This window comes from Pseudomonas sp. CP4, assembly GCF_047758505.1.
Taxonomy (GTDB): Bacteria; Pseudomonadota; Gammaproteobacteria; order Pseudomonadales; family Pseudomonadaceae; genus Aquipseudomonas; species Aquipseudomonas fluorescens_AO.
Window position 1 is genome coordinate 3,395,135 of record NZ_CP180489.1, and the last position, 23,564, is coordinate 3,418,698.

Consider the following 23,564-nt stretch of genomic DNA (forward strand, 5'->3'; position numbering starts at 1 on the left):
GGCATTCTAGGGTGCGCCGCAGGCCCGGGCAAACCGCGTGTTGCATTAGCCGATGAAAGTGCTGCCGATGACGACCGGTCGGTCATTGGCTGCAGGCTTCGGCCCGTCTCGCTTGAGGGCTTGCCTCCATGCGCAAGCGGCGGAAAAAATCCCTGAAATTGTGATCCGCGGCAGTTTGGCAACGGGATCGGCTTGTGTATGCTCCGTGCACGTTTCGGGCGCACGCCCTCCTTATAAGAACAAGAACGTTGCCCATGACCCTCAGCGCCGAACTGTCGGGCCCCTCCGTGGAGCCCCGGCTAATCCGCAAGCACTATGCCGTCGAAATGGCGGTGGAGCGCACGCGTCTGCTGTATCAGGGCTCGTTGTTGCCCACGCTGTTCATGTTGATTAACGGTCTGGTCTGCGCCGCTCTGCTCTGGAGCCCGCAGCGCTACTTCGTGGTCAGCGTCTGGCTGGTCTGGCTGCTGTCGCTGGTCGCGTTGCGGGTGATTCAGGTGGCCGCGTTCGATTCGGCGATTCCCGATCGCCAGGCCCAGCCGATCTGGTTCCGCATGTTCTTGCTCGGTTCGACCATGACCGGCCTGACGCTGGCTGGAGCCGGTATCGCTCTGGTACCCGCCGACAATTTCATTCAGCAAGCCTGGGTGTTCGGCCTGATCGGCGCGGCGACGCTGTCGGCCAGTGTCGCCTACGCGGTGAGCCTGCCGGCGTTTCTCTCGTTTACCTTGCCGTGCCTGCTGCCAGCGATCGGCTACCTGTTCTGGGGCGGCGACGATCAGGCCCGGGGCTGGGGCTGGCTGGGGCTGATCCTGCTCGGTTCGTTGAGCGTGGTGGCGTGGCAGGTCAATCGGCTGATTGATCGCGGCTTGCTCCGGCGTTTTCAGAATCAGCACCTGATCGAGCATTTGCAGCAAGCACAAACGCGCAGCGAACAACTCAATCAGGAGCTGGGCAAAGAGATCGAACAGCGCCGCTGTGCCGAGGCGCAATTGCGTGAAGCACAGGTTGATCTTGAAAATCGCGTGGCCCAGCGCAGCCGCGAACTGGATGCGGCCAATCAGGCCCTGAGCAAAAGCGAAGCGCGCCTGGCGCTGGCGCTCAAGGCCAGTGAGCTCGGGCTGTGGGACTGGAACCTGCAGACCGACGAAGTCCACCACACACAGATTCAGGAACTGTTCGGCCTCGCCCCGGAATACGTCACCGCGCTGCTGCGCGACCTCAAGCCGCGACTGCACCCCGAAGACGTGCCGTCACTCAAGTTCGCCCTGGTCGAGCATTTGAAAGGGCGCACCGAGGATTATCAGGTCGAATATCGCCTGCGCCACGGCGACGGCCACTGGGTGTGGATCGAGGACCGTGGTCGCGCCGTGGAGCGCAGCGCCAGCGGCCGGGTGATCCGCATGGTCGGCACCCGCCGCGATATCAGCGCCAGCAAAAACCTCGAAGAGCAGCAGCGGTTGGCGGCAACGGTGTTCGAAGCAGCCAGCGAAGGCATCGTGATTCTCGACCCGGACTACGCGCTGATTGCGATCAACCAGGCGTTCAGCCGTGTCAGCGGTTACGAAATCGACGACATGCTTGGGCGCAACGTCGTCGAGTTGCCGTGCAGCCGCGATGCCCGTCGTCACTACGTGGCGATCCGTCATGCGCTGGAGCAGTACGGCAGTTGGCAGGGCGAACTGGTGGAAACCCGCAAGAATGGTGAGCTGTACCCGCAGTGGCTGCAGCTCAATGCGGTGCGCGACAGTCGCGGCAATGTCAGCCATATCGTCGGCTTCTTCGCCGATCTCTCGGCGCGGCGGGCATCGGAAGAGCGCATGCGCTATCTGACCCATTACGACGAGCTCACCGGCCTGGCCAACCGTGCACTGTTCCGCGAGCGTCTGCACGAAGCCCATCAGCGGGTGCGGCAGGGCGGGCGCCGCAGTCTGGCGTTGCTGCACATCAATCTGGATCGCTTCAAATTGCTCAATGACAGCCTCGGTCATGAAGTCGCCGATCAGCTGCTGCAGAAGATGGCGCGGCGGCTGGTCAATGCCTTGCCGGAAGCTGACACCATTGCGCGCCTGTCCGGTGACGAATTTGCCGTGCTGTTCGATGCCTACGGCAATCTGTCGAGCCTGGCGCGGGTGGCGACGCGGTTGTCGGCCAAGCTGCGTTTGCCGCTGAGTGTCGACGGGCATGAACTGGTGGTCAGCGCTTCCATGGGCATCAGCCTGTTGCCGGACAATGCGCGGGAGATTTCAGCGCTGGTCAGCCAGGCGAACATGGCCATGCAGCACGCCAAACATCTGGGCGGCAACAATTTCCAGTTCTTCACCGACAGCTTGCAGGCCAGCACACTCGAACGCTTGCAGCTGGAAAACCACTTGCGCAGGGCTATTGAAGAACGGCAGCTGACCGTGTTCTACCAACCGAAACTGTGCCTGCAGAGCGGTCGCCTGAATGCCGCTGAAGCGCTGGTGCGCTGGGATCATCCGAGCATGGGCCAGGTGCCGCCGGCGGATTTCATTGGCCTCGCCGAGGAGACCGGTCTGATCGGGCCGATCGGTGAATTCGTCTTGCGTCAGGCGTGCTGGCAGGCGTGCGAATGGCAGCGCCAGGGCCTGGCGCCGATCCGCGTGTCGGTGAACCTGTCGGTGCATCAGCTGCGCCAGGGCAAGCTGGTCAGTCTGGTGCGGCAGGTGCTGGAAGAAACCGGGCTGGCGCCGCACTGCCTTGAGCTCGAATTGACCGAAAGCCATTTGCTCGACAGCGTCGAACACATCATTGCGACGTTCCAGCAACTGCGCGATCTGGGGGTGAAACTGGCGATCGATGATTTCGGTACCGGTTATTCCTCGTTGAGTTACCTCAAGCGAATTCCGGTGGATTACGTGAAGATCGATCAGGCGTTCATTCGCGGCTTGAGCGTCGGCAGTGCGGACGCTGCGATCACTCGCGCGATCATCGCCATGGCTCACGGGCTGGCGCTGAAAGTCGTGGCAGAGGGCGTTGAGCGGCAGGATCAGCTGGAATTTCTGCGCGTGGAGCGTTGCGACGAGGTGCAGGGTTATCTGATCAGCCGGCCGGTGGACGCTGCCAGTCTGGCCGGGCTTTTGCGCGATCAGGGAAATCCGCAGTAAGGGCTACATACAGCTCAGCGTGCCTGATGCCGGGACATCGAGTTACGCTTTGAGCAGGCAAAATGCCCATTCATGTAGTATAACTACAAGCTTGCTACATCCTTGCCCACAAGAAGAGTCCAGCCCCTTGAATCTGCTGCAACACATCGCCCAGTCACGTCACCTGTTACGCAAGTCGGAGCTCAAGGTCGCCGACCACGTGCTGCTTGACCCTGCGGCAGTGATGCACAGTTCCATGGCCGACCTGGCTCACAGCGTCGGTATCAGCGAGCCGACCATCGTGCGCTTCTGCCGCGCGATCGGTTGTTCCGGCTTTCAGGATCTCAAACTGAAACTGGCGCAAAGCCTGGCCGCCGGTGCCAGCTTCGGCCAGTTCGCGATCCACGAAGACGACTCCGTCGCCGACTACAGCCTGAAGATTTTCGACACCACGCTGCACACCCTGATGGAAGTGCGCGAGAAACTCGACCCGGTGGAGTTGCAGCGCGCAGTGACGCTGATGTCCCAAGCGCAGCGTGTCGAGTTCTACGGCTTCGGTGCTTCCGGTGCGGTGGCAGCGGATGCACAGCACAAGTTCTTCCGTTTGCTGTTGACCGCGGCGGCGTATTCCGACCCGCACATGCAGGCGATGTCAGCGGTGACGCTGAAGCCCACCGATGTGGCGATCTGTATTTCCCAGTCGGGGCGTTCAAAGGATTTGTTGATCACCGCAAACCTTGTTCGCGAGAGCGGGGCATCGCTGATCACCCTGTGCCCGAGCCAGACGCCATTGGCGGAGTTGTCGACGGTGAACCTCGCGATCGATGTACATGAAGACACCGAAATCTATACACCACTGACTTCGCGTATCGCCCACCTGGTGGTGATCGACGTTCTGGCGATGGGCGTGGCCATGGCGCGCGGGCCGAGCCTGGTCAATCACCTCAAGAGCGTCAAGCGCAGTCTGCGCAGTTTGCGTTTGTCTCCAAAAGCCGTGAAAGCCCTGGATGATTGAGCAAGGTCGTTCCGACCTTGTTCGCGAGCAGGCTCGCTCCCACAGGGGATCTCCTGAGAACATAAATTCTGGGTCATAACGGGATCAAATGTGGGAGCGAGCCTGCTCGCGAAAGCGTCTTCAACAACAGCACATCCCTGCGCACATTTCATCACATTGTCATCCCCGCGCAGCCAAACCGTCATCCCCCACGCCTATCGTGAAACTCCCGTACTCGCCCTGGGAGACTCGAAATGGCTCAGCCCTACGAAGAACGCAACAGCGCCGCGAAAACCCGTCGTCAGCAGGAAGATCAGCGCCGCATGGAATTTCGCCGCGCAATTGAAGATCGCTTCGAACTTCGCCAGCTTCAGGCCGAGATCGGCGATTTTCCCGAGATCACTCACTGGCAGGCAGCGCCCGCAGCTTCCCGTCGAAACGCTCAACCAACGCAATAATCTGCGCCCGTTCGCTGCGGATAAACGCCAGGAAGGCGTGCGCCACCGGTGACAGCCGTTTGGCTTTGGCCTGCACCAGACACCAGCTGCGCATCAGCGGCAACTCTTCGACCGGCAGCTCGACCAGGCCGCCGGTCGCCAGCTCCAGGTTCAGGGCGTGGCGCGTCAACAGCGCCAGGCCCAGACCCGCCAACACGCATTCGCGCTGGGCTTCGGCGGACGCCACTTCCTGGATCTGGGTGAAGTGCACGCGCTTTTCCTTGAAGTATTCCTCGCAGGCCAGACGCGTGCCCGAGCCTGGCTCGCGGATCAGCAGCGTATACGGCTCCAGATCCTGCAAGCGCAACGGGCCCATGTGCGCCAGCGGGTGATCCGGGCGCGCCACGGCGACAATCGGATTGTTCAGAAACGGCAGAAACTCCAGGCCCATGTCCTGCGGCACCATCGACATGATCACCAAGTCATCGCGGTTGTCCGAGAGACGGCGAATGACTTGGCCACGGTTGACCACGGTCAGCTGCAAATTGACTTCCGGATGCTGGCGCTTGAACGCAGCGAACAGGTGCGGCACAAAATATTTGGCGCTCGATTCCACTGCCAGTTTCAGTTGGCCCTGCAGTGATCCCTGCATGTCCGACAGTTGCATATCGAGGTTTTCCAGGCGCCCGAAAATGTCGCGACTGGCACGTTGAAGCGCTTCCGCCGCCTCGGTCATGTAGAGTTTTTTGCCGACATAATCGAATAGCGGCTGGCCGATCAGCTCTTCAAGCTGACGAATCTGTAGGCTGACGGCCGGTTGTGTGAGGGACATTTCCTCGGCGGCGCGGCTGTAGGAGCGCAGATCGCACACTTCATTGAAGATTTGCAGTTGACGCAAGGTCATACGCATCAATGACTTACGCATATTATTCGGGCTCGGTTGGCGGTCGGATATTTCGACTATAAGTGTTTACTTATGCATGACCCAATTATTATTCATTTTTGTTAATCCCTTGGCAGCGCTAGTGTGGACCTGCGACCGAATTGAAACATTTGGTCACGCGTCGACCTGGGTCTAGCAGGTCGTGGTGCCACCGGCTCAAGGGAACCTCCAAGTGATAAAAAAGATCCTGATCGCCAACCGTGGTGAGATTGCCGTACGAATCGTACGAGCCTGCGCCGAAATGGGCATTCGCTCGGTTGCGATTTTCTCCGATGCCGATCGTCATGCCTTGCATGTGAAGCGTGCGGACGAGGCCCACAGCGTCGGAGCCGAGCCGCTGGCCGGCTACCTGAACCCGCGCAAGCTGGTGAACCTGGCGGTGGAAACCGGCTGCGATGCGCTGCACCCCGGCTACGGTTTTCTTTCGGAAAACGCCGAGCTGGCGGAGATCTGCGCCGAGCGCGGCATCAAATTCATCGGCCCTTCGGCGGAAGTCATCCGGCGCATGGGCGACAAGACCGAAGCGCGGCGCAGCATGATCAAGGCCGGCGTACCGGTGACGCCCGGTACCGAGGGCAATGTCTCGGGTATCGAAGAAGCCCTGGTCGAAGGCGACCGCATCGGTTACCCGGTAATGCTCAAGGCCACCTCCGGTGGTGGCGGTCGCGGTATCCGTCGCTGCAACAGCCGCGAAGAACTCGAACAGAACTTCCCTCGTGTCATATCAGAGGCCACCAAGGCGTTCGGTTCGGCGGAAGTGTTCCTGGAAAAATGCATCGTCAATCCCAAGCACATCGAAGCGCAGATCCTCGGCGACAGCTTCGGCAACGTCGTGCACCTGTTCGAGCGTGACTGCTCGATCCAGCGCCGCAACCAGAAGCTGATCGAGATCGCGCCGAGCCCGCAACTGACCCCGGAACAGCGCGCCTACATCGGCGACCTGTCGGTGCGTGCGGCCAAAGCCGTGGGTTACGAGAACGCCGGCACCGTGGAGTTTCTGCTCGCCGAGGGCGAGGTGTACTTCATGGAAATGAATACTCGGGTGCAGGTGGAACACACCATCACCGAAGAAATCACTGGCATCGACATCGTCCGCGAACAGATTCGCATCGCTTCCGGCCTGCCGCTGTCGGTGAAGCAGGAAGACATCCAGCACCGTGGCTTTGCATTGCAGTTCCGTATCAACGCCGAAGACCCGAAGAACAACTTCCTGCCGAGCTTCGGCAAGATCACCCGTTACTACGCCCCCGGCGGCCCGGGCGTGCGCACCGACACGGCGATCTACACCGGCTACACCATTCCGCCGTTCTACGATTCGATGTGCCTGAAACTGGTGGTCTGGGCGCTGACCTGGGAAGAGGCGATGGACCGGGGCCTGCGCGCCCTCGACGACATGCGTCTGCAGGGCGTGAAGACCACCGCCGCGTACTACCAGGAAATTCTGCGCAACCCGGAATTCCGTAGCGGCCAGTTCAACACCAGCTTCGTTGAAAGCCACCCGGAACTGACCAACTACTCGATCAAGCGCAAACCCGAAGAGCTGGCCCTGGCCATCGCCGCCGCCATCGCCGCCCACGCAGGCCTATGAATGAAGCAGCTGCGAGCTTTCAGCTGCAAGCGGCAAGTAAAAGCAGATTGGCTTTTTCTTGCAGCTCGTAGCTTGAAGTTCGCCGCTATGAGGAGATACCAATGACTAAGAAGATCTTCGTTACCGACACCATCCTGCGCGACGCTCACCAATCGCTGCTCGCCACCCGCATGCGCACCGAAGACATGCTGCCGATCTGCGACAAGCTCGACAAGGTCGGCTACTGGTCGCTGGAGTGCTGGGGCGGCGCGACGTTCGACGCCTGCGTGCGCTTCCTCAAGGAAGACCCGTGGGAGCGCCTGCGCCAACTGCGCGCCGCACTGCCCAATACCCGCCTGCAAATGCTCTTGCGCGGGCAGAATCTGCTCGGCTATCGCCATTACAGCGACGACGTGGTCAAAGCCTTCGTCGCCAAAGCAGCGGTGAACGGCATCGACGTGTTCCGCATCTTCGATGCCATGAACGATGTGCGTAATCTGCGTGTCGCCATCGAAGCGGTGAAAGCTGCCGGCAAACATGCGCAAGGCACCATCGCCTATACCACCAGCCCGGTGCACACCATCGACGCTTTCGTCACCCAGGCCAAGCAAATGGAGTCCATGGGTTGCGACTCGGTGGCGATCAAGGACATGGCCGGTCTGCTCACGCCATACGCCACCGGTGAACTGGTGCGCGCATTGAAAGCCGAGCAGTCGCTGCCGGTGTTCATCCACTCCCACGACACCGCTGGCCTGGCCGCCATGTGCCAGCTCAAGGCGATCGAAAACGGTGCCGATCACATCGATACCGCAATCTCCAGCTTCGCCTCGGGCACCAGCCATCCGGGCACCGAGTCGATGGTCGCCGCGCTCAAAGGCACCGAATATGACACCGGCCTGAATCTGGAGCTGCTCCAGGAAATCGGCCTGTACTTCTATGCCGTGCGCAAGAAGTACCATCAGTTCGAAAGCGAATTCACCGCCGTCGACACCCGTGTGCAGGTCAACCAGGTGCCGGGCGGGATGATTTCCAACCTCGCCAACCAGTTGAAAGAGCAGGGCGCCCTGAATCGCATGAGCGAAGTGCTCGCGGAAATCCCGCGCGTACGCGAAGACCTTGGGTTCCCGCCGCTGGTGACGCCGACTTCGCAGATCGTCGGCACCCAGGCATTTTTCAACGTACTGGCCGGCGAGCGCTACAAGACCATCACCAACGAAGTGAAGCTGTATCTGCAGGGCGGCTATGGCAAGGCGCCGGGCGTGGTCAATGAAAAGCTGCGGCGTCAGGCGATCGGCAGCGAAGACGTCATCGACGTGCGCCCGGCCGATCTGCTCAAACCGGAAATGACCAAGCTGCGTGCCGACATCGGCGCACTGGCCAAGTCCGAAGAAGACGTACTCACCTTCGCCATGTTCCCCGACATCGGCCGCAAGTTCCTTGAAGAACGCGCCGCCGGCACTCTTACGCCGGAAGTGCTGTTGCCGATCCCGGAAGCAGGTGCCGTTGCCTCGGCGGGCGGCGAGGGCGTGCCGACCGAGTTCGTCATCGACGTCCACGGCGAAACCTACCGCGTCGATATCACCGGTGTCGGCGTCAAGGCCGAAGGCAAGCGCCACTTCTATCTGTCCATCGATGGCATGCCGGAAGAAGTGGTGTTCGAACCGCTCAACGAGTTCGTCGGCGGTGGCAGCAGCAAACGCAAACAGGCCTCGGCGCCAGGCCACGTCAGCACCACCATGCCCGGCAACATCGTCGATGTGCTGGTCAAGGAAGGCGACACCGTCAAGGCTGGCCAGGCGGTACTGATCACCGAAGCGATGAAGATGGAAACCGAAGTCCAGGCTGCCATTGCCGGCAAGGTCACTGCGATTCATGTGGCCAAGGGCGATCGGGTCAACCCGGGCGAAATCCTCGTCGAGATCGAAGGCTGAGATAACAGTCGCGATCCAACGCTTTAAACCTCGGGGGAGCAGGTGCTCCCCTTTTTTTTGCCTGTGATTTTCGATATTTCTCAGCTCGCTTGAGGAGCCGATGTGGGAGCGAGCCTGCTCGCGAATGCGTCGGACCAGCCAACATCATCTGCAAGTGATCCACCGCTATCGCGAGCAGGCTCACTCCTACATCGGGAGCGTGCTTAATCCATCAGAACGCCATGCGCCATTGACCCGCTACGCCATACGTTCGGCTGTCGTTGCCCAGCTCACCCGTCAAGCCCACGCCCAGCGTGTGCGTCGCTGAAATACCAAGATCGACCCCCGCATCCACCGACAGAGCGTTCCTATCCAGTGCCGCGCCGGTCACTTCGAAACGCTTGCCCCCCTTGAGCAGTTGTTGGCGAGTGTCGCTGTCGATCTCGCCGAAGGTATGTTTCCAGCCGGCGCTCAATCGCGGGGTCAAATGCATGCCGTTATCCAGCGTGTTGACCTGCGCAACCCGCAGACCGAAGGTGCTGCTGAAGTTGTCGCGGGTCTGGCCGTAGACTTTCAATGCCGCGTCGCCTCCTTTTTCGTTGTAGCTGTCGCGCTGATAACGCTGATAGCCGAGGCTGGCGAAGGGTTCGAGGGTCACGTTGTTGCGGCCCAGGTTGAACCCGGCCTCGGCAAATGCTTGCTGAGTATTGGCGTCGTAATTGCCCTTGAGACGATCGCTGAAACGCTTGAACGCTACCCGCCGTGTGCTGCTGCCGTCATGGCTGGCGTAGGTAGCGCCGAGACGCAGCGATAGCGGGCCATCCTGACGCACGGCGTAGGCGCCGAGGTGCCAGCTGTCGAGGTCGCCGTCGTACTGGCGGGCATCGAGTTTCGTCTGCGATTTGCCGCCGAGCAGGCCGACATGCCAGTGCTCGTCGAGTCGCCAGTCAGCGCCCATGACCAGCCCTTGAGTGGCATGTTGAAGGATGCCGTCGGCGTCGCGGTCAATCTTGCCGCCGTGGCCCAATGCCTGAAACCACACCCGCCCGGAGCCTTCGCTGCCCGAGGCCTGATGAGTTGAACTGCGCGAGCCGTCAGTAGAGCCGGAACGGTTGGCCAGTTGGCGCATCGCCGAGAGCATGCTCGCACTGACCGGCGTGACACTGCTCAGTGTGGCTTTGGCGAGATTGGCATTGCTGCCGGCGGCGAGTTGATCGAGCGCGATCGGAGCCGTGGCTTTGTCACTGATCAGCAGCGCGGCGACGGCGGTGTTGATGGGCTTTGCAGGCTCGGACGCGGGCTGTGCGGTGGTTTGTGCAGTCATGATTTCGTTGGGTATCGATGATTCCACCGATGCGGAGTCTTCAATCAAGGTCGCAACTGAGGTCAGGGCAGGGGCTGGAGCTGCGATCACCGCTGTCATTGAAGCTGGAGCGGGCGTTGTCGCGATCGGTACAGTGGGAGAAGTCGGCTGCTCTGGCTCGATAATACTGCCTGCAAGTTCGCCTGCATTTTCTGTAAGAGCGAGGCTTTGAAGCGGTTCACCATTGCGAGCGTAAGTCAGTCCAACCGACTTCTTGTTGTATTGAGCTGTGGCGGTCATATAGGCCAGATCGTTCTCTATCCTGCCGAATTCGCCTTTTACCTCTCGGGCCTCAATGATTTTGTATTGGCTGCTCTGCGGATATTCACCGGGAGCCGAAACAATCTTCAGGGTGGCACCTTCGAGTTGGGCTGTACCATCGACCTTGATCGTCTGACCACCAGCGGGAGTGACCTCGTAAGCCAATTCGGCACCAGGCGCCAAGTGCAAATTACCTTTCACTCGCGGTGCGCCAAGCGCTGCATTGACGGTGAGCAGCCCACCCACCTCAAGATTTCCCACCGTGCCTTTACCGGCGAAACTGCCGCCATTCTGGACATACACATCGCCCTTGATGCTGCCGAGGTTGGTCAACGCTCCACCGCTGTTGACCAGAACACCTTCATGGAAATCGCCTTTGGAGCTCAGCGTCCAGTTGCCTTGGGCGACGAATAACCCATTGAAGTTGCGCGTGTCGTTCAACGTGCCGCCATTCGCAGCATTCAGGAACAACACATTATCGCCCTTGCCGCCATCCAGCCGACCCGTGAAGCTTGCGCCGTCGGTTAGGGTAATCAGGTCGTTGACGTCAGTCCCTTTGAACAAGGTTTCCGGTGTCGTAAAGGTTATCGGTACCGTGCTCGCGTCGGTGAGAAAACCCTTTAGCCGTTCCATCGCCTGTTGCTTGGGGTTGGTTTCGGGCTGCTCCGTCGTTTCCATGCTTGGGGGCTGCTCTATTGCTTCAGTGGATTGCTCGGCGTTAGCCAGCGCTACGCCACCCATTGCCAATGAAATAGCCAGAGCCAAGTGTTTTGGTGCGAATAGGTTTTGAGTGGGCATCAAGTTCGACTTCCTTATCGAGAAGACCCAACTCTATTGCTGCCCGAAAAAAACCGATGTCGGCCGCTTCCCACATCCGCGCAGGCGACATCAGATCGTTGTGTAGAAAATCGTCACTGGTTTTCACAAAACAGAGCTTTTGCGCAGTGGTGGCTGTTCTTTTTCCTACGGCTTTCTCCCGTTGAAGAACCTTCACCGGTGGCACGTCAGACGCTTAACTGCATTAATTTGCGTTCAGCCAGCCACATGGGAATGCTAATCTGCATTTTGTTGCAGATATTCCTGCGCACAAGACTGCTTGGATGCACTATATTGCATGTTATGGGGATTTTTCCTCGTTTAACTGCATTAAAATGCAAATGGAATCAACATGTACAGCCTGACACTCCAGATCTTCACCGCCGGGCAATGGCACGACGCGATGATTCTTGATTTCGATAATCCGGAAAAAGGCTTCGAAAGCCGCTGCAGTTTTGGCTATGAAGCGGACTATCTGGTGGAAAACATTGAGTTGATTTTGATCGACAAGTGAAAGATGGGGCGGTGTCGCGTTTCGCCGTCGAATCGGTTTATTCGCTGGCTGGAGTGACGACGCCAGGCAGTGCCATGAATCATCTGGAAGTGATCCGCATGCTCGCCGGGCTCTGGCGCAAAGCGGGTCAGGCCAGCCAGATTCCCAGCCTCGTCGCCGATTATCTGCGTCGCGACCTGATCAATAAAATCCTCGGAAACTCCGATAACCACGGTCGTAACACGGCGATTATCCGGCAAGAGAACGCTTTCCAGCTCGCGCCTATTTATGACCTCGCCCCGATGGTCATGGATGACGAAGGCGTGACTCGTACGACCAAGTGGCCAAAAGAGTTGGAGCGGGCGGGAGATGTCGATTGGCGAGGTGTCTGCCGCGTATTGGCCGATAGCGCGGATCCGCACGAATCGTTGACGGGGCTGGATGCCTCAGCGCTGTTCGAAGGCCTGCGCGCGGATGCCCGCCGTCTGGCCGCACTGCCGGATATTCTTGCAGCCAGCGGTTTGCCCGCCAGAACCATGAATCACCCGAGCGTTCACCTGAAAAACCTCGAGCAACGTTTGAAAGAGTGGGACCTGCAATGAGTCTGACCGTCCTCGAGCGCACGGCGCTCATCGAAAGCATTCAGCAAGCGCTGGCCGAAGGCACTCTGGAAATCGGTGACGCCGTGCGCCGTTTACGGGTCGAAGTCACCGGTCTGCATCAGACTCAGTTCGCGAAGATGTGCAAGATTTCAGTGCGCACGCTGGTGCATATCGAACATGGCGAAGGCAATCAGACACTGAAGTCGCTGAACGCGGTGTTCCGCCCCTTCGGCATGAAAATGGGCGTAGTGCGAATACGCCGGGACACCATTTGATGCACCTCAACTACGGCGCAAATATGCCTTGCCGTAATGCCGCTCCATCCGTGCCTGAATCAGCTCCAGCCCGATCGACATCAGCCAGTAGATGATCGCCGCCGTGGTGAGCATTTCGATGTAGCGATAACTTGAGCGCCCATACGACTGGGCGAGAAACATCACTTCCCAGACGCCCATCACCGAGATCAGCGACGAGTCCTTGAGCATCGAGATGAACTGGTTGGTGGTCGGCGGGATGATGGTGCGCATGGCCTGGGGCAGGGTGATGCGCCAGAAGATCACGCTTTCGCGCAGACCCAGTGCCAGGGAGGCTTCGCGTTGGCCGTGATCGACGCCGAGGATCCCGGCGCGGAAGATTTCGCTCAGGTAGGCGCCGTAATTCAGCGACAGGGCAATGATGCCGGCGACGATGGCGCCCGGGACGATGCCCAGTTGCGGCAGGCCGAGGTAGATCAGCAGGATCTGGATCAGCAGCGGCGTGCCGCGAAAGAACGAGGTGTAGAAACTGGCGATGCCGAACGCCACGGCGCTGTTCGACAGGCGCGCCAGCGCGGTGATGAAACCCAGCAGCGAGGAGGCGATGATCGAGCAGGCGCAGAGGAACAGCGTCAGCGCTGCGCCTTGCAGAAATCCGTTCGGCGCCAGCTTCAGGCCGACCAGGTTGGGCAACTTGTCGAGGATGATCGCGAACTTCAGGTCGAAGCTGAGAAAGAATCCGGCGAACAGGCAGAACAGCGCAGCCCAGGTCAGATAAAGGCGCGTACGGAAACCGAAGAGCTTTTGCAGGCGTGTCTCAGCCACCGGTTGCGGTGGCTGTGGCGGGGTCGGAAAGGAAGTCATTGGCTGATATCGGCGCCGATCCATTTCTGCGACAGCTTGCTCAGGGTGCCGTCCTGTTTCAGCTGGGCAAACACCTCGCGTACCTTGGCGTCCCACTGCGGGTCACCCTTTTCGATGGCCACCGAGTTGGGTTCCGAGTAGAGCGGTTCGCCGGCCAGTTTGAAACGCTGGTCCTGGTTCAGGCGCGGCTGCGCGGTGACCAGATTGGTGAGGATCGCATCCAGGCGCACGCCGGCGCCCAGGCCCAGATCCTGGAAGGCGACGTTGTCGGTATCGTACGGAGCGATCTGCACATCCTCGAACGGATACTCCAACTGGGTATCCTCGGCGCCTTCGATGATCAGATTCTTGTTCAGATAGCTTTCGTAGCTGGAGGCGCTGGTCAGGCCGACCTTTTTGCCGCTCAGGTCCTTGGCGCTGTGGATGCGCTCGTCCTTGGCATTGACCACAATCACCGCTGGCGAAGCGTAGTACTCGACCGGGAAGTCGAACACTTCGGCGCGGGCCTTGCTCGGGGTCATCGAGCAGATGCAGATGTCGTAGCGCCCGCTCCAGCGGCCGGCGGCGATCACATCCCAGGACGGCGTTTCCAGACGCAGTTTGACGCCAAGCTTGTCCGCCACCGCTTTGGCAACGCCGACATCGAAACCGTCGAGTTGATTCTGCTCATTGAGAAACGAGAAGGGCGGATAACTCTCCATCAGCACACCGACCAGCTCTTTTTTCTGCTCGACACGGTCCAGCGTCGCGCCGCCGAAGGCTTGGGTGGAGGCCAGAATGGTCAGGCCCAAGGCCAATAGCGGTTGGAATTTCACAGTCGCTTCCTGTTGAAAAAAGTGGTTGTCATTAACCGAATGGTGCGTATTAAATAGTTATAAGAACGACTCCGGTAGTGAGTTATTTTCATAAGCATATGAGTGAATCGCATATGAGCGCAGCAGCAACGGTCATTCTCGATGGCGGCATGGGCCGTGAACTGCAACGCGCCGGCGCGCCGTTTCGCCAACCGGAGTGGTCGGCACTGGCGCTGAGTGAAGCGCCGCAGGCGGTCGAGGCGGTGCATGCCGCTTACATCAACAGCGGCGCGGACCTGATCACCAGCAACAGTTACGCGGTGGTGCCGTTTCACATTGGCGAGGCGCGCTTTGCGGCTGAAGGCCAGGCGCTTGCGGCACTGGCTGGGGAGTTGGCGCGGCGGGCCGTGCAGGCATCGGGCAAGCCAGTGCGTGTTGCCGGTTCGTTGCCGCCGCTGTTCGGCTCGTACCGTCCGGACCTGTTCGAAGCGGATCGGGTAAGCGAATTGCTGACGCCGCTGATCAAGGGGCTGGCCCCGCACGTTGATCTATGGCTGGCCGAAACCCAGAGCTCGATCGTCGAGGCGCGCTCCATTCACGCCGGGCTGCCGAAGGATGGCAAACCATTCTGGCTGTCATTCACCCTCAAGGATGAAGATACCGATGCAGTGCCGCGCCTGCGCTCCGGTGAGCCAGTAGCCGTCGCGGCTGCGGTGGCGGCTGAACTCGGCGTCGAAACCCTGCTGTTCAATTGCAGTCAGCCGGAAGTGATTGGCGCGGCCATCGACGCAGCGCGCGCAACGTTCGAGCGTCTCGGTGTGAAGATCAACATCGGCGCGTATGCCAACGCGTTTCCTCCGCAACCGAAAGAAGCCACGGCCAATGACGGGCTCGACCCGTTGCGTGACGATCTTGATCCGCCAGGGTATCTGCACTGGGCGCTGGACTGGCAACAGCGCGGCGCCAGTCATCTGGGTGGTTGCTGTGGGATCGGCCCGGAGCACATTGCGGTGCTGGCGCAAGAACTGCGTCGTTAAGAAAGACCCCGCCAATTGTGGGAGCGAGCCTGCTCGCGAAAGCGGTCAGTCAGTCAATATTTGCGGTGACTGACACACCGCCTTCGCGAGCAGGCTCGCTCCCACAGGGGCTTTGTGACGATCAGCTACGGCACTCGGCCAAGCCTTTCACTTGGCCATCAGGCGTCTGGTTTTCATTGCTCAGCCAGCGCTCGAACCCGGCACCAATCGCCGGCCATTCCGCATCCAGAATCGAATACCACGCGGTGTCGCGGTTCTGCCCTTTAACCACCATGTGCTGGCGGAACACGCCTTCGAAGCTGAAGCCCAGACGTTCGGCCGCGTATTTGGAGCGGGCGTTGCCGTTGTTGCACTTCCATTCCAGGCGCCGGTATCCCAGCTCGAACGAGTACTTGGCCAGCAGGTACACCGCCTCGGTGCTTTTCGGCGAGCGTTGCATTGGCGCACCGAAAGTGACGTGGCCGATTTCGATGCGGCCCTGGGCCGCGACGATCGACATCAGGCTGAGGATGCCTTGGACCTGACCCGTCGCACGGTCGACGACGCTGAAAAAATAAGGGTCGCAGTTGGCCGCATGATTGTTCAGCCAATCGTTGAACGCGCTGCGCTCGGGAAACGGCCCGTAAGGCAAGTAATCCCAGAGTTTCGGATCAGCCCCTGGCCCTTCGAGGGCGGCGAAGAGTTGATCGGCATGGCGCGCCGGGTCGAGTTTTTCCAGGCGAATGAAGCGGCCTTCGAGCAGCGTGGCGGAGGGGGCGGGGACGCCTTTCCAGTCAGCGAGTGAAGCGGTCATGTGCGCGTCTCCTTAAAGGGCTTTACGAAACTGGATGAAGCCCGGGCGTTCAGCGATGCGCTCGTAGAGCTGGATCGCCGTTGCATTGGTTTCGTGGGTCAGCCAGTGGACTTTGCAGCAGCCATCGGCCTTGGCGGTAGCGTAGACATGCTCGATCAACAGCCGGCCGACGCCAGTGCCACGGGACTCGGGTACTACCAGCAGATCCTGGAGATAGCAGGAATTTTCGACGCTCCAGTTCGAGCGGTGATAGATGTAGTGCACCATGCCCAGCGCTTTGCCCTCGGCCCAGGCGAGGGCGGCGTGGGTCGGTTCGTTCGGGTCGAGAAAGCGCTGCCAGGTGCTTTGGGTGACGGCGTCTGGCAGCTCGGTATTGTAGAAGCGCAGGTAGGCCTGCCACAGGGGCAGCCAGGTGGCGTGGTCATTGGCGCTGACCGGGCGAATGTCGATCTGGGTCATGCGGGTTTCCTTAGCGCATCAAGCGGGCGAGGGTCTGGTCATTGGCGTCGGGGCTGGCGGCAAGGCCGTCGCGCACGCCGGCGATATCTTCGGCGCTGCGGTTCTGGCTGAGCTTGCGTTTGCCCTCGAGGCGCTCGATGGGAATGGCAAAACCGACAATGGCCTTGAGCATGCCATCAATGTAATCGGCCGGTGCATCATCGACCGACCATGGCTGGGCACGGCCCGCTTCGTGACGGTCAGTGAGGGTGCTGACGATATCGAGCAGGCGCCCGCCATCACTGAAGGTTTCGGCATGGCCGTAGGCGTGCACGGCGATATAGTTCCAGGTCGGCACGACCTTGCCGTGCTCGGCTTTGCTCGGGTAGAAGCTCGGGCTGACGTAGGCGTCTGGTCCGGCAAAGATCAGCATCGCCTCGGCGCCGTCCCGCAGGTCCTTCCACTGCGGATTGGCCTTGGCCAGATGGCCATAGAGCGTGCCGTACTCACCCTGTTCGCGATGCAGCAGCACCGGCACGTGGCTGGCTTGCAGGCCGCTCGCACCGTGGCTGACGAGAATGGCCAGGCGCGTGGCGAGGATCAGTTCGTGCAGTTGGGACAAGTCTTCGATGGCAAAGGCGCGTGGCGTGTACATGGACAGATTTTCCTTGGCGAATGCCTGCATCCTAGGCAGGCTATTGGTCCGTTGTAAGAGCCATTGATGAGCCATTTCATAGGTCCATTGCCATGCCTGAACTACCGCCGCTGTCGATGCCTTTCAATCCGGCCGGAATCGAACTCGATCGCCGTCAGGGCCTGAGCCGCCAGCTCTATCAGGCCTTGCGCCAGCGGGTGCTTGATAGGCGCCTCGTTAGCGGCACGCGATTGCCGGCCAGCCGTGACCTGGCCGCGGCGCTGGGCATTTCCCGCAACAGTGTGGTGCGCGCCTACGATCAGTTGTATGCCGAAGGCTTTATCGAAGGACGCGTCGGCGACGGTACTTACGTGGCGCAATTGGTGCAGGCATCCACGCCGAAGAAAAAACTATCCACAAATTCATCCACAGGCTTGTCAACATGCTTACCCACAGCGTTATCCACAAATTGGCTGGATTTACCTGTGAATCCATCCAGCAAAGTTATCCACAGCGACGGATTTTCCCGCATCGAAAAGCATCATTTGCCGCGACCACCGAGCGGTCCGCCGCGCGCTTTTCGGGTGGGCGTGCCGGCATTCGATCTGTTTCCGTTCGAGGTCTGGGCCAAGCTGAACGCGGCTTTCTGGCGTAAACCGGATCTGCAGCAACTGTGTTACGGCGATCCGGCCGGCGATGCACGACTGCGCGGCATGATCGCCGCTTATTTGCGCAGTTCCCGCGGCATGCAGTGCACGGCTGAGCAAATTGTGATCACCAGTGGCGCGCAGCAGGGCATCAGCCTTTGTGCACAGTTGCTGGTCGAGCCTGGGGACGGCGTGGCGATCGAGAATCCGGGCTATCGCGCGGCCGGGCATGCCTTCGCTGTAGCGGGGGCGAAATTGCATGGGGTGGCGGTAGACAGCGATGGCATCGACTGCAGCGCTATGGCTCAGCTCAGCGATTGTCGGGTGGCTTACGTCACGCCGTCCCATCAGTACCCGACCGGCGTGGTGATGAGCCTGGCCCGGCGTCTGGAGTTGCTCGCCTGGGCCGAGCGTGTCGGTGGCTGGATCGTCGAGGATGATTACGATGGCGAGTACCGCTACACCGGCGCACCGCTGGCGCCGTTGGCGGCACTTGATCGTCAGGGTCGTGTGCTCTACGTCGGCACGTTTGGCAAAGTCGCTTTTCCGGCTTTGCGCCTTGGTTATCTGGTGCTGCCGCCCGCGCTGGTCGACGCGTTCGCGCAACGCCGCGCCGTCGATGTTCGGCACTCGGAGGTCAGCACCCAAGCGGTGATGGCCGAGTTCATGGCTGCCGGACACTTCCAGCGGCATATCCGCCGCATGCGCCGGGCTGCGCTGAGCCGGCGCAACTGCCTGCTCGAAGGCTGGCCGACGGTCGCCGGCGTCGGTCAACTGCCCGCCGTGCCGGCCGGGCTGCACCTGACCGTCGCTGTCGACAGCATTGAGCGCGAGCAACAATTGATCGCCCAGGCCGCTGAGGTCGATGTCGAAATCAACGGCTTGAGCAGTTACTGGTTGCCGGACTCGACTACACCGATGGCCCAGCGCGCCGGCCTGGTGCTGGGTTTTGCCGCTGTGCCGGAGTCTGCGATCACAGCGGCACTGGCGCGCTTGCGACAGGTTTGGCGAGATTGAAGAACAACGCTTCGGCCGAGCGACTGGAAATTTCGCTGCGATGGATTTCAATCAGTTGCTGGTTGCTCGGCTGGCTGGGCTCGTAGGCGCCGCCCATCCGTTGTTGGGCGACGGTTTTCATGTGCCCGCGAATGAACGATGGATCAGGCGCGTCGGCGCTGCTGTAGTGAAAATGGGCGTAGCACAGGACCTTGTCATTGTGAGCATCACGAATCCGGTACTCGTCGAGGAAATCATGCTGGCGGTGTCGGATGGGCCGCCGGGTCACGGTTTTATCGATGGATATTTCCCCCTTTTCCTTCAGCCACTGCACGCCCGCCGCCGTGGGTAGCTGCTGTTTGACCAGACGAATGCGCGTGCTGGTGCCTTTCTCTTCCAGGTTTTTCGCCGCCTTGTCGAGCGCGTGATTGAGCGTTTCGGAGGGTTCATGCTGGCCGGCGGTAAGGTTCTTGGCGGTCAGGGATTCGTCGATCGCCGCGATGGCCGTGCGCAGAAGTGCGGCGTGCTGGTGGTATTCCTCCTCGACCTCCACCGGTATCCGCGCGCCGCGTTTGAGGCGCGCCTCGATGCGCCGATGGAATGCCGCCAGACCATCGATCAGCGCCTGGCCGTCGCGAACGCTTTTCTTCAAGTCGGCTGCGGATGTTGGTGTCGGTGCAGGCGGCGTTCGCTGTTCGACCCAGACACCGGGCGACTCTTCGTGAAAAGTGGCGATGACACCCGTCAGAGGAGCGCGAACTTCCATCAGGTCGGTCGTGTTATCACCGACGCTTTTCTTGCGTTCGCCGACCACGGTGCCTTTTGATCGTGTCTGGAAAATCTGTCGATTCGAGGCAGACGCGGATGACCTTGACGTTCCGGCCTGCGGCACCAGCAAATGCCGGTAGCGCAGCAGGTCGGCGAGGCGTTTGTCGGCGGCCGCTTTGAATGCAATCACCCGCGTTTGTACATGTTTGAGTCGGTCAGTGTGGAGCTGGTCGGAGTATTCGCTGGCCAGATCGTTGAAGCGCTGGTCTACCGAGTCGAACTGTTGTGCAACGTTGCTCAAGGCGTCAATGCGTCCGCGCAGATCGCCCAGGCCTTCATCGGCGCTCAGGTCCAGCGAGCTCTGGATATTCAGTGCAGCGTCTTCGACCAGATCGGCCAACGCCTGTTGAGCGCTGGCATGATCCGCGGTGTCGCCAGGCTTGATACATATTCGCTCGGCGAGGCTGATTTGCAGCACCTTGAGGTCATCCAACTGGTAATCCGGCAGGGCGTTCTGATACACACGCATTGCCTCCACAGCGTCTTTTCCCAACAGCTTCATTTCTTCGAAGCAGGCTTGTGCGGCCTCCATTTTCTCGATGATGCTTTGAGTGACGTCATTCAGGCTCACGGCCGCCAGACTGAATGCCTCTGGATCGGCGTTGGTCCCATCCGCGATCATCGTCTGCATACCCTCGACACTCTGTTGAAACTGAGAAGAGTGCTCGCTGAGCCACTCCTGGCCCAAAAACAACTGCATCTGCAAGCGCTCGGTCATGACGGTGCGGTAATTGGGAATAGTCTGGTTGAGGTTCAACTCTCTGATCTGTTGAATGTTCGACGCGTACTCCTGATGTTGTGCATCCAGTGTGGCGAGATATTCGGTGCGTGCCTGTGCACGGGCCTGCGGCAGAGCATCGCGCAAGGCATCTCGATCGGCGTTCAGGCGGGTCTCCTTGGTATGCAGTGTTGTATCGAACTTGGCAATTTTCTCGCAGAGCGCTTTCGCGACGGCCTGCCTGCTGTCCCGGGATTTTTGCAGTGCCGAGTCCAGGCCGCCGCCGCGCAGACGCAGGCGCAAATCGATCACCCACTCGCCCCTGGCGGAATAGGCCAGCGTCGGACCGATGCGGTGTGGTTGTTGGCGCGAGTCGATAATCTGTACGTTGCCGAGCGCGTTGCGCATCACTTCGAACCAGCGCCGACCGACCTGGGCGTACCAGGTCTTACCGTGGGCGTAGAGGCCTTGATGCGTGCCTTTGCTTGCAGCGGCGCCGAGACCTTTGGGAGGGTCGACGGTGAATCCGTCGAGGAGCTTGGCCAGTGCCTGCGGCGACCGTTTCAGTGCGGTGATGATGTCGATGGAGGTAGTGTGGGCGCCGGGCAGTTCAGCGCTGGTGATATCTGGCAATTGCAGTGCTTTGGCGACTTTGGCGGCCGCTTTGATGGGCTTTGTTTCTTCTTCTGCCTGGGCCACCCGTTCACGTGGCGGTGCTTCGCCAACGGCCGCTCGATGTGCGAGCACCATGCCCAAGGCCAGGAGGATGTCGGCAATTGCGGTCCATGCGACCTTGCCCGACGGCTGGTTGGCGACATCGGTAACCTCTTGCAGATCGTCCATGATTTGCCAGATCCATGCCGCCGTGCCGACGCTGCGTCCCAGGAACGGCAGAGCGGCATTGAACATCAGCCAGCCGCCCTGTTTCAGGGTGGCCCAGCGTGCCTCGGCGTTGGACACCGATTGGCGGTCGGCTTGGGTGAGCAGGGCCTTCACGTTGCGCTCATGCAGCGTGTCCAGCACATTGCCGGTCAGCGCTTGTGTGCCCAGCGCGACCGGGCCGGACATGTCCAGAGCCGTCGTCGGATTGACCAGCATCTGCGGGATTGTCCATATCGATGGCAGCCTGGCGGTAAAGACGAACTGGCTGTAGTTGAAACGTACATCATCGGCCAGCCACGCCAGCACCGAATCGCGCAGATGTCGCGAATGCTGGATCGCGTAGAGGAGGTTGGCGTATCCGGGGAATTGCATCAACGTCATCTCGAAGAGCGGACGGTAAAGCAGGCAGGGACCTTTGTTCGCCTCGCGCGGGCCGATGACGTACATATTGGCCACGCTGTCGGCTGCGCAGCTGCTGCGGTGTGCAACGAAGGCCAGTGGACGGACCACGATTTCCTGACCATCGACGTATCGTTCTGCGTCGGTCGCCGCCAGTGCTGCTGCAACGTAGCGATACCCCGCATCATCAATGTCTGCTCTGCCCTGGATCTTGTGTTGCAACGCCAGCAATGGCAGCTCGATGCGTAGCTGGCCGGTGTATAACGCTTTCAAGGCTGACGCCTGATCGGCGTCGTCTATCAGGCGCGCCTTCAGGTACGCCGGATAGGTCTTGCCGATATCCACGGCGCTGACCAGTTTTTCCAGATAGGCCACAGTCATCCAGTCAGGCGCTGAGCTGGCAGCTTTGTAGTTCACGGTCTTGTTGCCCAATGGCAGGCCGGCAAGGTTCTGCAGCGCCAGTTCCGGCAACGTCAGGGTCTGGGTGCTGGTATTGCCGGGCAATACGAACGTTCCCCAGACCACGAGGCTGGTGATCGTAATCTCGATGTCATCGAGCTTGATGTCCTTGGCACTCGGCTGGTCCTTCGACATCTGCTCCATCAGGGCATCACGAGTGTATGCGTGCAGGCCGATGACCTCGCTTTGAAACGTTTTGCCGTTGTGTTCATGTTGCACCGTGGTCAGGTCCAGCAGATGCCGGCTGTAGCGCGCCTGATCGACGGCCGACGCATCGTTCAGCCACGGCGGCAGCATCGGTCGCAGACGTTCGAAATGTTCCTCAAGGCGCGGGGTTGGTTCGGCGCTCTGGCCCTGGGTACCGGTGTGCGGATAGGCGCGGTTGAGCGGCCGGTCAGCAAAAAAATTGATTCTGCCCAGGGCGTCGGCCTCGAGCGAAATCAAGGTGCAGGCCTGATGGTCAAAAAAGTTGCCCTGCGGTTCGACCAGCCGCCACGTGAGTTTCGGATCTGCGGGGGTTGCGCCGAAGCGTTGCTGCAGATCTTCGCCAAGCGCTTGCAGCGAATCGAAGGACTGGAAACCCCGGGTGACCGCGTGGGTGAGAACCACGGTACGTTGTGCATCCGTACCAATCAGCACCGCCATATCGAGCAGGGTCATGTGTGCGTTCTGTCCGGCGCCCTCCCGGTCGAGGTCGATCAGGCAGGCGCGGGTGGTGTATTTGTCGGTGGCCATGCGCTGCAGTCTGTCGGGCTCCCGGAAAACCGCCTCGGCGACGGCGGCTTGAGTGGCATCCCGGCCAAGGCTGGCATCGGCTTTCCATAAATTGCGCAACGCTTGCGACAATTGCTGCCAGCGCGGCTGCCCGGGGTAGGTGAACTCATCCCAGTATTTGACGTGCTGTTCTTTGTAAGCGATGAACAACAGGGGGGCGAGTTCATTGAGCAGCAGGCTGATCGCTTCGATTTTAACTGGCAGTTGAACGGGGGCAGGCCACGCGGGCTGCTGGGTCAGATAGTGCTCGCCGTCCAGGTACGTCACGGTTTTGCCGGTCATGCCGAGGCGTACGAGCGCATCCGTCAGCGTTTCAACGTTGGGCCGACCGGCGAAGACCTGATCGTTGTCGATCTCCCACGTCGGCTCTACGACCATGGCCAGTTGCGGATCGATCTCGAGGTCGGGATACAGCGTCTTCAGTGCCGGGACCAGCGTTTTCGCGGCGACTTCATGGAGTGAAGGGCCGGTGACCAGTTGGGTCACGATATCGACGGCACTGGGTGTGGGGAGTTCGGGCATCAGTGATTCCTGCTCTGTCGGGCGCCGAAAGC

At 60.4% G+C, this 23,564-nt stretch carries 18 protein-coding genes and 1 pseudogene; 10 read left to right on the forward strand and 9 right to left on the reverse strand.

Annotation, left to right across the window (positions count from 1 at the left end):
• Positions 1–254: 254 nt before the first annotated feature.
• From ACMYUN_RS15080 to ACMYUN_RS15090, 3 genes are all read left to right on the forward strand, one after another.
• Positions 255–3,128 carry a GGDEF domain-containing phosphodiesterase gene (locus ACMYUN_RS15080; RefSeq protein WP_129997987.1) on the forward strand — a complete coding sequence of 958 codons (2,874 nt, stop codon included), beginning with the start codon at positions 255–257 and terminating at the stop codon, positions 3,126–3,128.
• Positions 3,129–3,255: 127 nt separating this feature from the next.
• Entirely contained in the window at positions 3,256–4,122 is an 867-nt protein-coding gene (hexR, locus tag ACMYUN_RS15085; RefSeq protein ID WP_007962240.1) for a transcriptional regulator HexR, read from the forward strand.
• 233 nt (positions 4,123–4,355) lie between these two features.
• Positions 4,356–4,559 carry a PA3496 family putative envelope integrity protein gene (locus ACMYUN_RS15090; RefSeq protein ID WP_080769340.1) on the forward strand — a complete coding sequence of 68 codons (204 nt, stop codon included), beginning with the start codon at positions 4,356–4,358 and terminating at the stop codon, positions 4,557–4,559.
• On the opposite strand, the gene ACMYUN_RS15095 is transcribed toward ACMYUN_RS15090, so the two are convergent.
• A complete protein-coding gene (locus ACMYUN_RS15095; RefSeq protein WP_415761033.1) occupies positions 4,501–5,463 on the reverse strand; it encodes a LysR family transcriptional regulator in 963 nt (320 codons plus the stop codon). The genes ACMYUN_RS15090 and ACMYUN_RS15095 overlap by 59 nt on opposite strands.
• Positions 5,464–5,653: 190 nt before the next feature.
• On the opposite strand from ACMYUN_RS15095, the gene ACMYUN_RS15100 reads away from it, so the two are divergent.
• Both ACMYUN_RS15100 and oadA read left to right on the forward strand, forming a co-directional pair.
• The gene (locus tag ACMYUN_RS15100) at positions 5,654–7,069 is read left to right on the forward strand and encodes an acetyl-CoA carboxylase biotin carboxylase subunit (protein ID WP_024014853.1); all 1,416 of its coding nucleotides are present in this window, start codon (positions 5,654–5,656) and stop codon (positions 7,067–7,069) included.
• Between the two features lie 101 nt (positions 7,070–7,170).
• Positions 7,171–8,979: a sodium-extruding oxaloacetate decarboxylase subunit alpha gene (gene oadA / locus ACMYUN_RS15105; RefSeq protein WP_415761034.1), complete on the forward strand. Its 1,809-nt coding sequence runs from the start codon at positions 7,171–7,173 to the stop codon at positions 8,977–8,979.
• Between the two features lie 211 nt (positions 8,980–9,190).
• Here the strand turns inward: oadA and ACMYUN_RS15110 are convergent, their stop codons facing one another.
• Positions 9,191–11,380 (reverse strand): autotransporter domain-containing protein, encoded by a 2,190-nt coding sequence (locus ACMYUN_RS15110; protein ID WP_415761035.1) that lies wholly within the window; start codon positions 11,378–11,380, stop codon positions 9,191–9,193.
• Entirely contained in the window at positions 11,301–11,576 is a 276-nt protein-coding gene (locus ACMYUN_RS15115) for a hypothetical protein (RefSeq protein WP_415764021.1), read from the reverse strand. Before ACMYUN_RS15115 ends, ACMYUN_RS15110 begins: the two co-directional genes overlap by 80 nt.
• Before the next feature lie 174 nt (positions 11,577–11,750).
• Here ACMYUN_RS15115 and ACMYUN_RS15120 point away from each other — a divergent pair, with 174 nt between their 5' ends.
• The 3 genes and pseudogenes from ACMYUN_RS15120 (at position 11,751) to ACMYUN_RS15130 (ending at position 12,768) form a co-directional block, all read left to right on the forward strand.
• Complete coding sequence (locus ACMYUN_RS15120; protein WP_415761036.1) at positions 11,751–11,912, forward strand: hypothetical protein; 162 nt, start codon at positions 11,751–11,753, stop codon at positions 11,910–11,912.
• Positions 11,897–12,493: pseudogene (locus tag ACMYUN_RS15125) on the forward strand (HipA domain-containing protein); the annotation flags it as partial. The gene ACMYUN_RS15120 and the pseudogene ACMYUN_RS15125, both read left to right, overlap by 16 nt.
• A complete protein-coding gene (locus ACMYUN_RS15130) occupies positions 12,490–12,768 on the forward strand; it encodes a helix-turn-helix domain-containing protein (protein ID WP_039757273.1) in 279 nt (92 codons plus the stop codon). The pseudogene ACMYUN_RS15125 and the gene ACMYUN_RS15130, both read left to right, overlap by 4 nt.
• A 6-nt stretch (positions 12,769–12,774) precedes the next feature.
• On the opposite strand, the gene ACMYUN_RS15135 is transcribed toward ACMYUN_RS15130, so the two are convergent.
• Positions 12,775–13,611 carry an amino acid ABC transporter permease gene (locus tag ACMYUN_RS15135; protein ID WP_039757274.1) on the reverse strand — a complete coding sequence of 279 codons (837 nt, stop codon included), beginning with the start codon at positions 13,609–13,611 and terminating at the stop codon, positions 12,775–12,777.
• Entirely contained in the window at positions 13,608–14,426 is an 819-nt protein-coding gene (locus ACMYUN_RS15140) for an ABC transporter substrate-binding protein (protein ID WP_415761037.1), read from the reverse strand. Before ACMYUN_RS15140 ends, ACMYUN_RS15135 begins: the two co-directional genes overlap by 4 nt.
• A gap of 113 nt (positions 14,427–14,539) precedes the next feature.
• Between ACMYUN_RS15140 and ACMYUN_RS15145 the strand changes: the two genes are divergently transcribed.
• A complete protein-coding gene (locus ACMYUN_RS15145) occupies positions 14,540–15,442 on the forward strand; it encodes a homocysteine S-methyltransferase family protein (protein WP_415761038.1) in 903 nt (300 codons plus the stop codon).
• Positions 15,443–15,563: 121 nt separating this feature from the next.
• On the opposite strand, the gene ACMYUN_RS15150 is transcribed toward ACMYUN_RS15145, so the two are convergent.
• The 3 genes from ACMYUN_RS15150 to ACMYUN_RS15160 are packed head-to-tail and all read right to left on the reverse strand — an operon-like array spanning position 15,564 to position 17,328.
• Positions 15,564–16,235: a GNAT family N-acetyltransferase gene (locus tag ACMYUN_RS15150; protein WP_415761039.1), complete on the reverse strand. Its 672-nt coding sequence runs from the start codon at positions 16,233–16,235 to the stop codon at positions 15,564–15,566.
• Positions 16,236–16,247: 12 nt separating this feature from the next.
• Positions 16,248–16,694 (reverse strand): GNAT family N-acetyltransferase, encoded by a 447-nt coding sequence (locus ACMYUN_RS15155; protein WP_415761040.1) that lies wholly within the window; start codon positions 16,692–16,694, stop codon positions 16,248–16,250.
• Positions 16,695–16,704: 10 nt separating this feature from the next.
• Positions 16,705–17,328 (reverse strand): FMN-binding negative transcriptional regulator, encoded by a 624-nt coding sequence (locus ACMYUN_RS15160; RefSeq protein WP_415761041.1) that lies wholly within the window; start codon positions 17,326–17,328, stop codon positions 16,705–16,707.
• 92 nt (positions 17,329–17,420) lie between these two features.
• On the opposite strand from ACMYUN_RS15160, the gene ACMYUN_RS15165 reads away from it, so the two are divergent.
• Positions 17,421–18,971, forward strand: coding sequence for a PLP-dependent aminotransferase family protein (locus ACMYUN_RS15165; RefSeq protein WP_415761042.1), 1,551 nt, complete (start codon positions 17,421–17,423; stop codon positions 18,969–18,971).
• Here ACMYUN_RS15165 and ACMYUN_RS15170 read toward each other — a convergent pair.
• On the reverse strand, positions 18,928–23,532 hold the full coding sequence (locus ACMYUN_RS15170) for a dermonecrotic toxin domain-containing protein (protein ID WP_415761043.1): 4,605 nt from the start codon (positions 23,530–23,532) through the stop codon (positions 18,928–18,930). The genes ACMYUN_RS15165 and ACMYUN_RS15170 overlap by 44 nt on opposite strands.
• Between the last annotated feature and the right edge of the window lie 32 nt (positions 23,533–23,564).

What these genes read in the sequence shown, in the direction of transcription:
- ACMYUN_RS15080 (WP_129997987.1), top strand. Translation starts at nt 255, where the DNA reads ATGACCCTCAGCGCCGAACTGTCGGGCCCCTCCGTGGAGCCCCGGCTA.
- ACMYUN_RS15090 (WP_080769340.1), top strand. Translation starts at nt 4,356, where the DNA reads ATGGCTCAGCCCTACGAAGAACGCAACAGCGCCGCGAAAACCCGTCGT.
- ACMYUN_RS15095 (WP_415761033.1), bottom strand. Translation starts at nt 5,463, where the DNA reads ATGCGTAAGTCATTGATGCGTATGACCTTGCGTCAACTGCAAATCTTC.
- oadA (WP_415761034.1), top strand. Translation starts at nt 7,171, where the DNA reads ATGACTAAGAAGATCTTCGTTACCGACACCATCCTGCGCGACGCTCAC.
- ACMYUN_RS15110 (WP_415761035.1), bottom strand. Translation starts at nt 11,380, where the DNA reads ATGCCCACTCAAAACCTATTCGCACCAAAACACTTGGCTCTGGCTATT.
- ACMYUN_RS15120 (WP_415761036.1), top strand. Translation starts at nt 11,751, where the DNA reads ATGTACAGCCTGACACTCCAGATCTTCACCGCCGGGCAATGGCACGAC.
- ACMYUN_RS15130 (WP_039757273.1), top strand. Translation starts at nt 12,490, where the DNA reads ATGAGTCTGACCGTCCTCGAGCGCACGGCGCTCATCGAAAGCATTCAG.
- ACMYUN_RS15135 (WP_039757274.1), bottom strand. Translation starts at nt 13,611, where the DNA reads ATGACTTCCTTTCCGACCCCGCCACAGCCACCGCAACCGGTGGCTGAG.
- ACMYUN_RS15145 (WP_415761038.1), top strand. Translation starts at nt 14,540, where the DNA reads ATGAGCGCAGCAGCAACGGTCATTCTCGATGGCGGCATGGGCCGTGAA.
- ACMYUN_RS15150 (WP_415761039.1), bottom strand. Translation starts at nt 16,235, where the DNA reads ATGACCGCTTCACTCGCTGACTGGAAAGGCGTCCCCGCCCCCTCCGCC.
- ACMYUN_RS15155 (WP_415761040.1), bottom strand. Translation starts at nt 16,694, where the DNA reads ATGACCCAGATCGACATTCGCCCGGTCAGCGCCAATGACCACGCCACC.
- ACMYUN_RS15160 (WP_415761041.1), bottom strand. Translation starts at nt 17,328, where the DNA reads ATGTACACGCCACGCGCCTTTGCCATCGAAGACTTGTCCCAACTGCAC.
- ACMYUN_RS15165 (WP_415761042.1), top strand. Translation starts at nt 17,421, where the DNA reads ATGCCTGAACTACCGCCGCTGTCGATGCCTTTCAATCCGGCCGGAATC.
- ACMYUN_RS15170 (WP_415761043.1), bottom strand. Translation starts at nt 23,532, where the DNA reads ATGCCCGAACTCCCCACACCCAGTGCCGTCGATATCGTGACCCAACTG.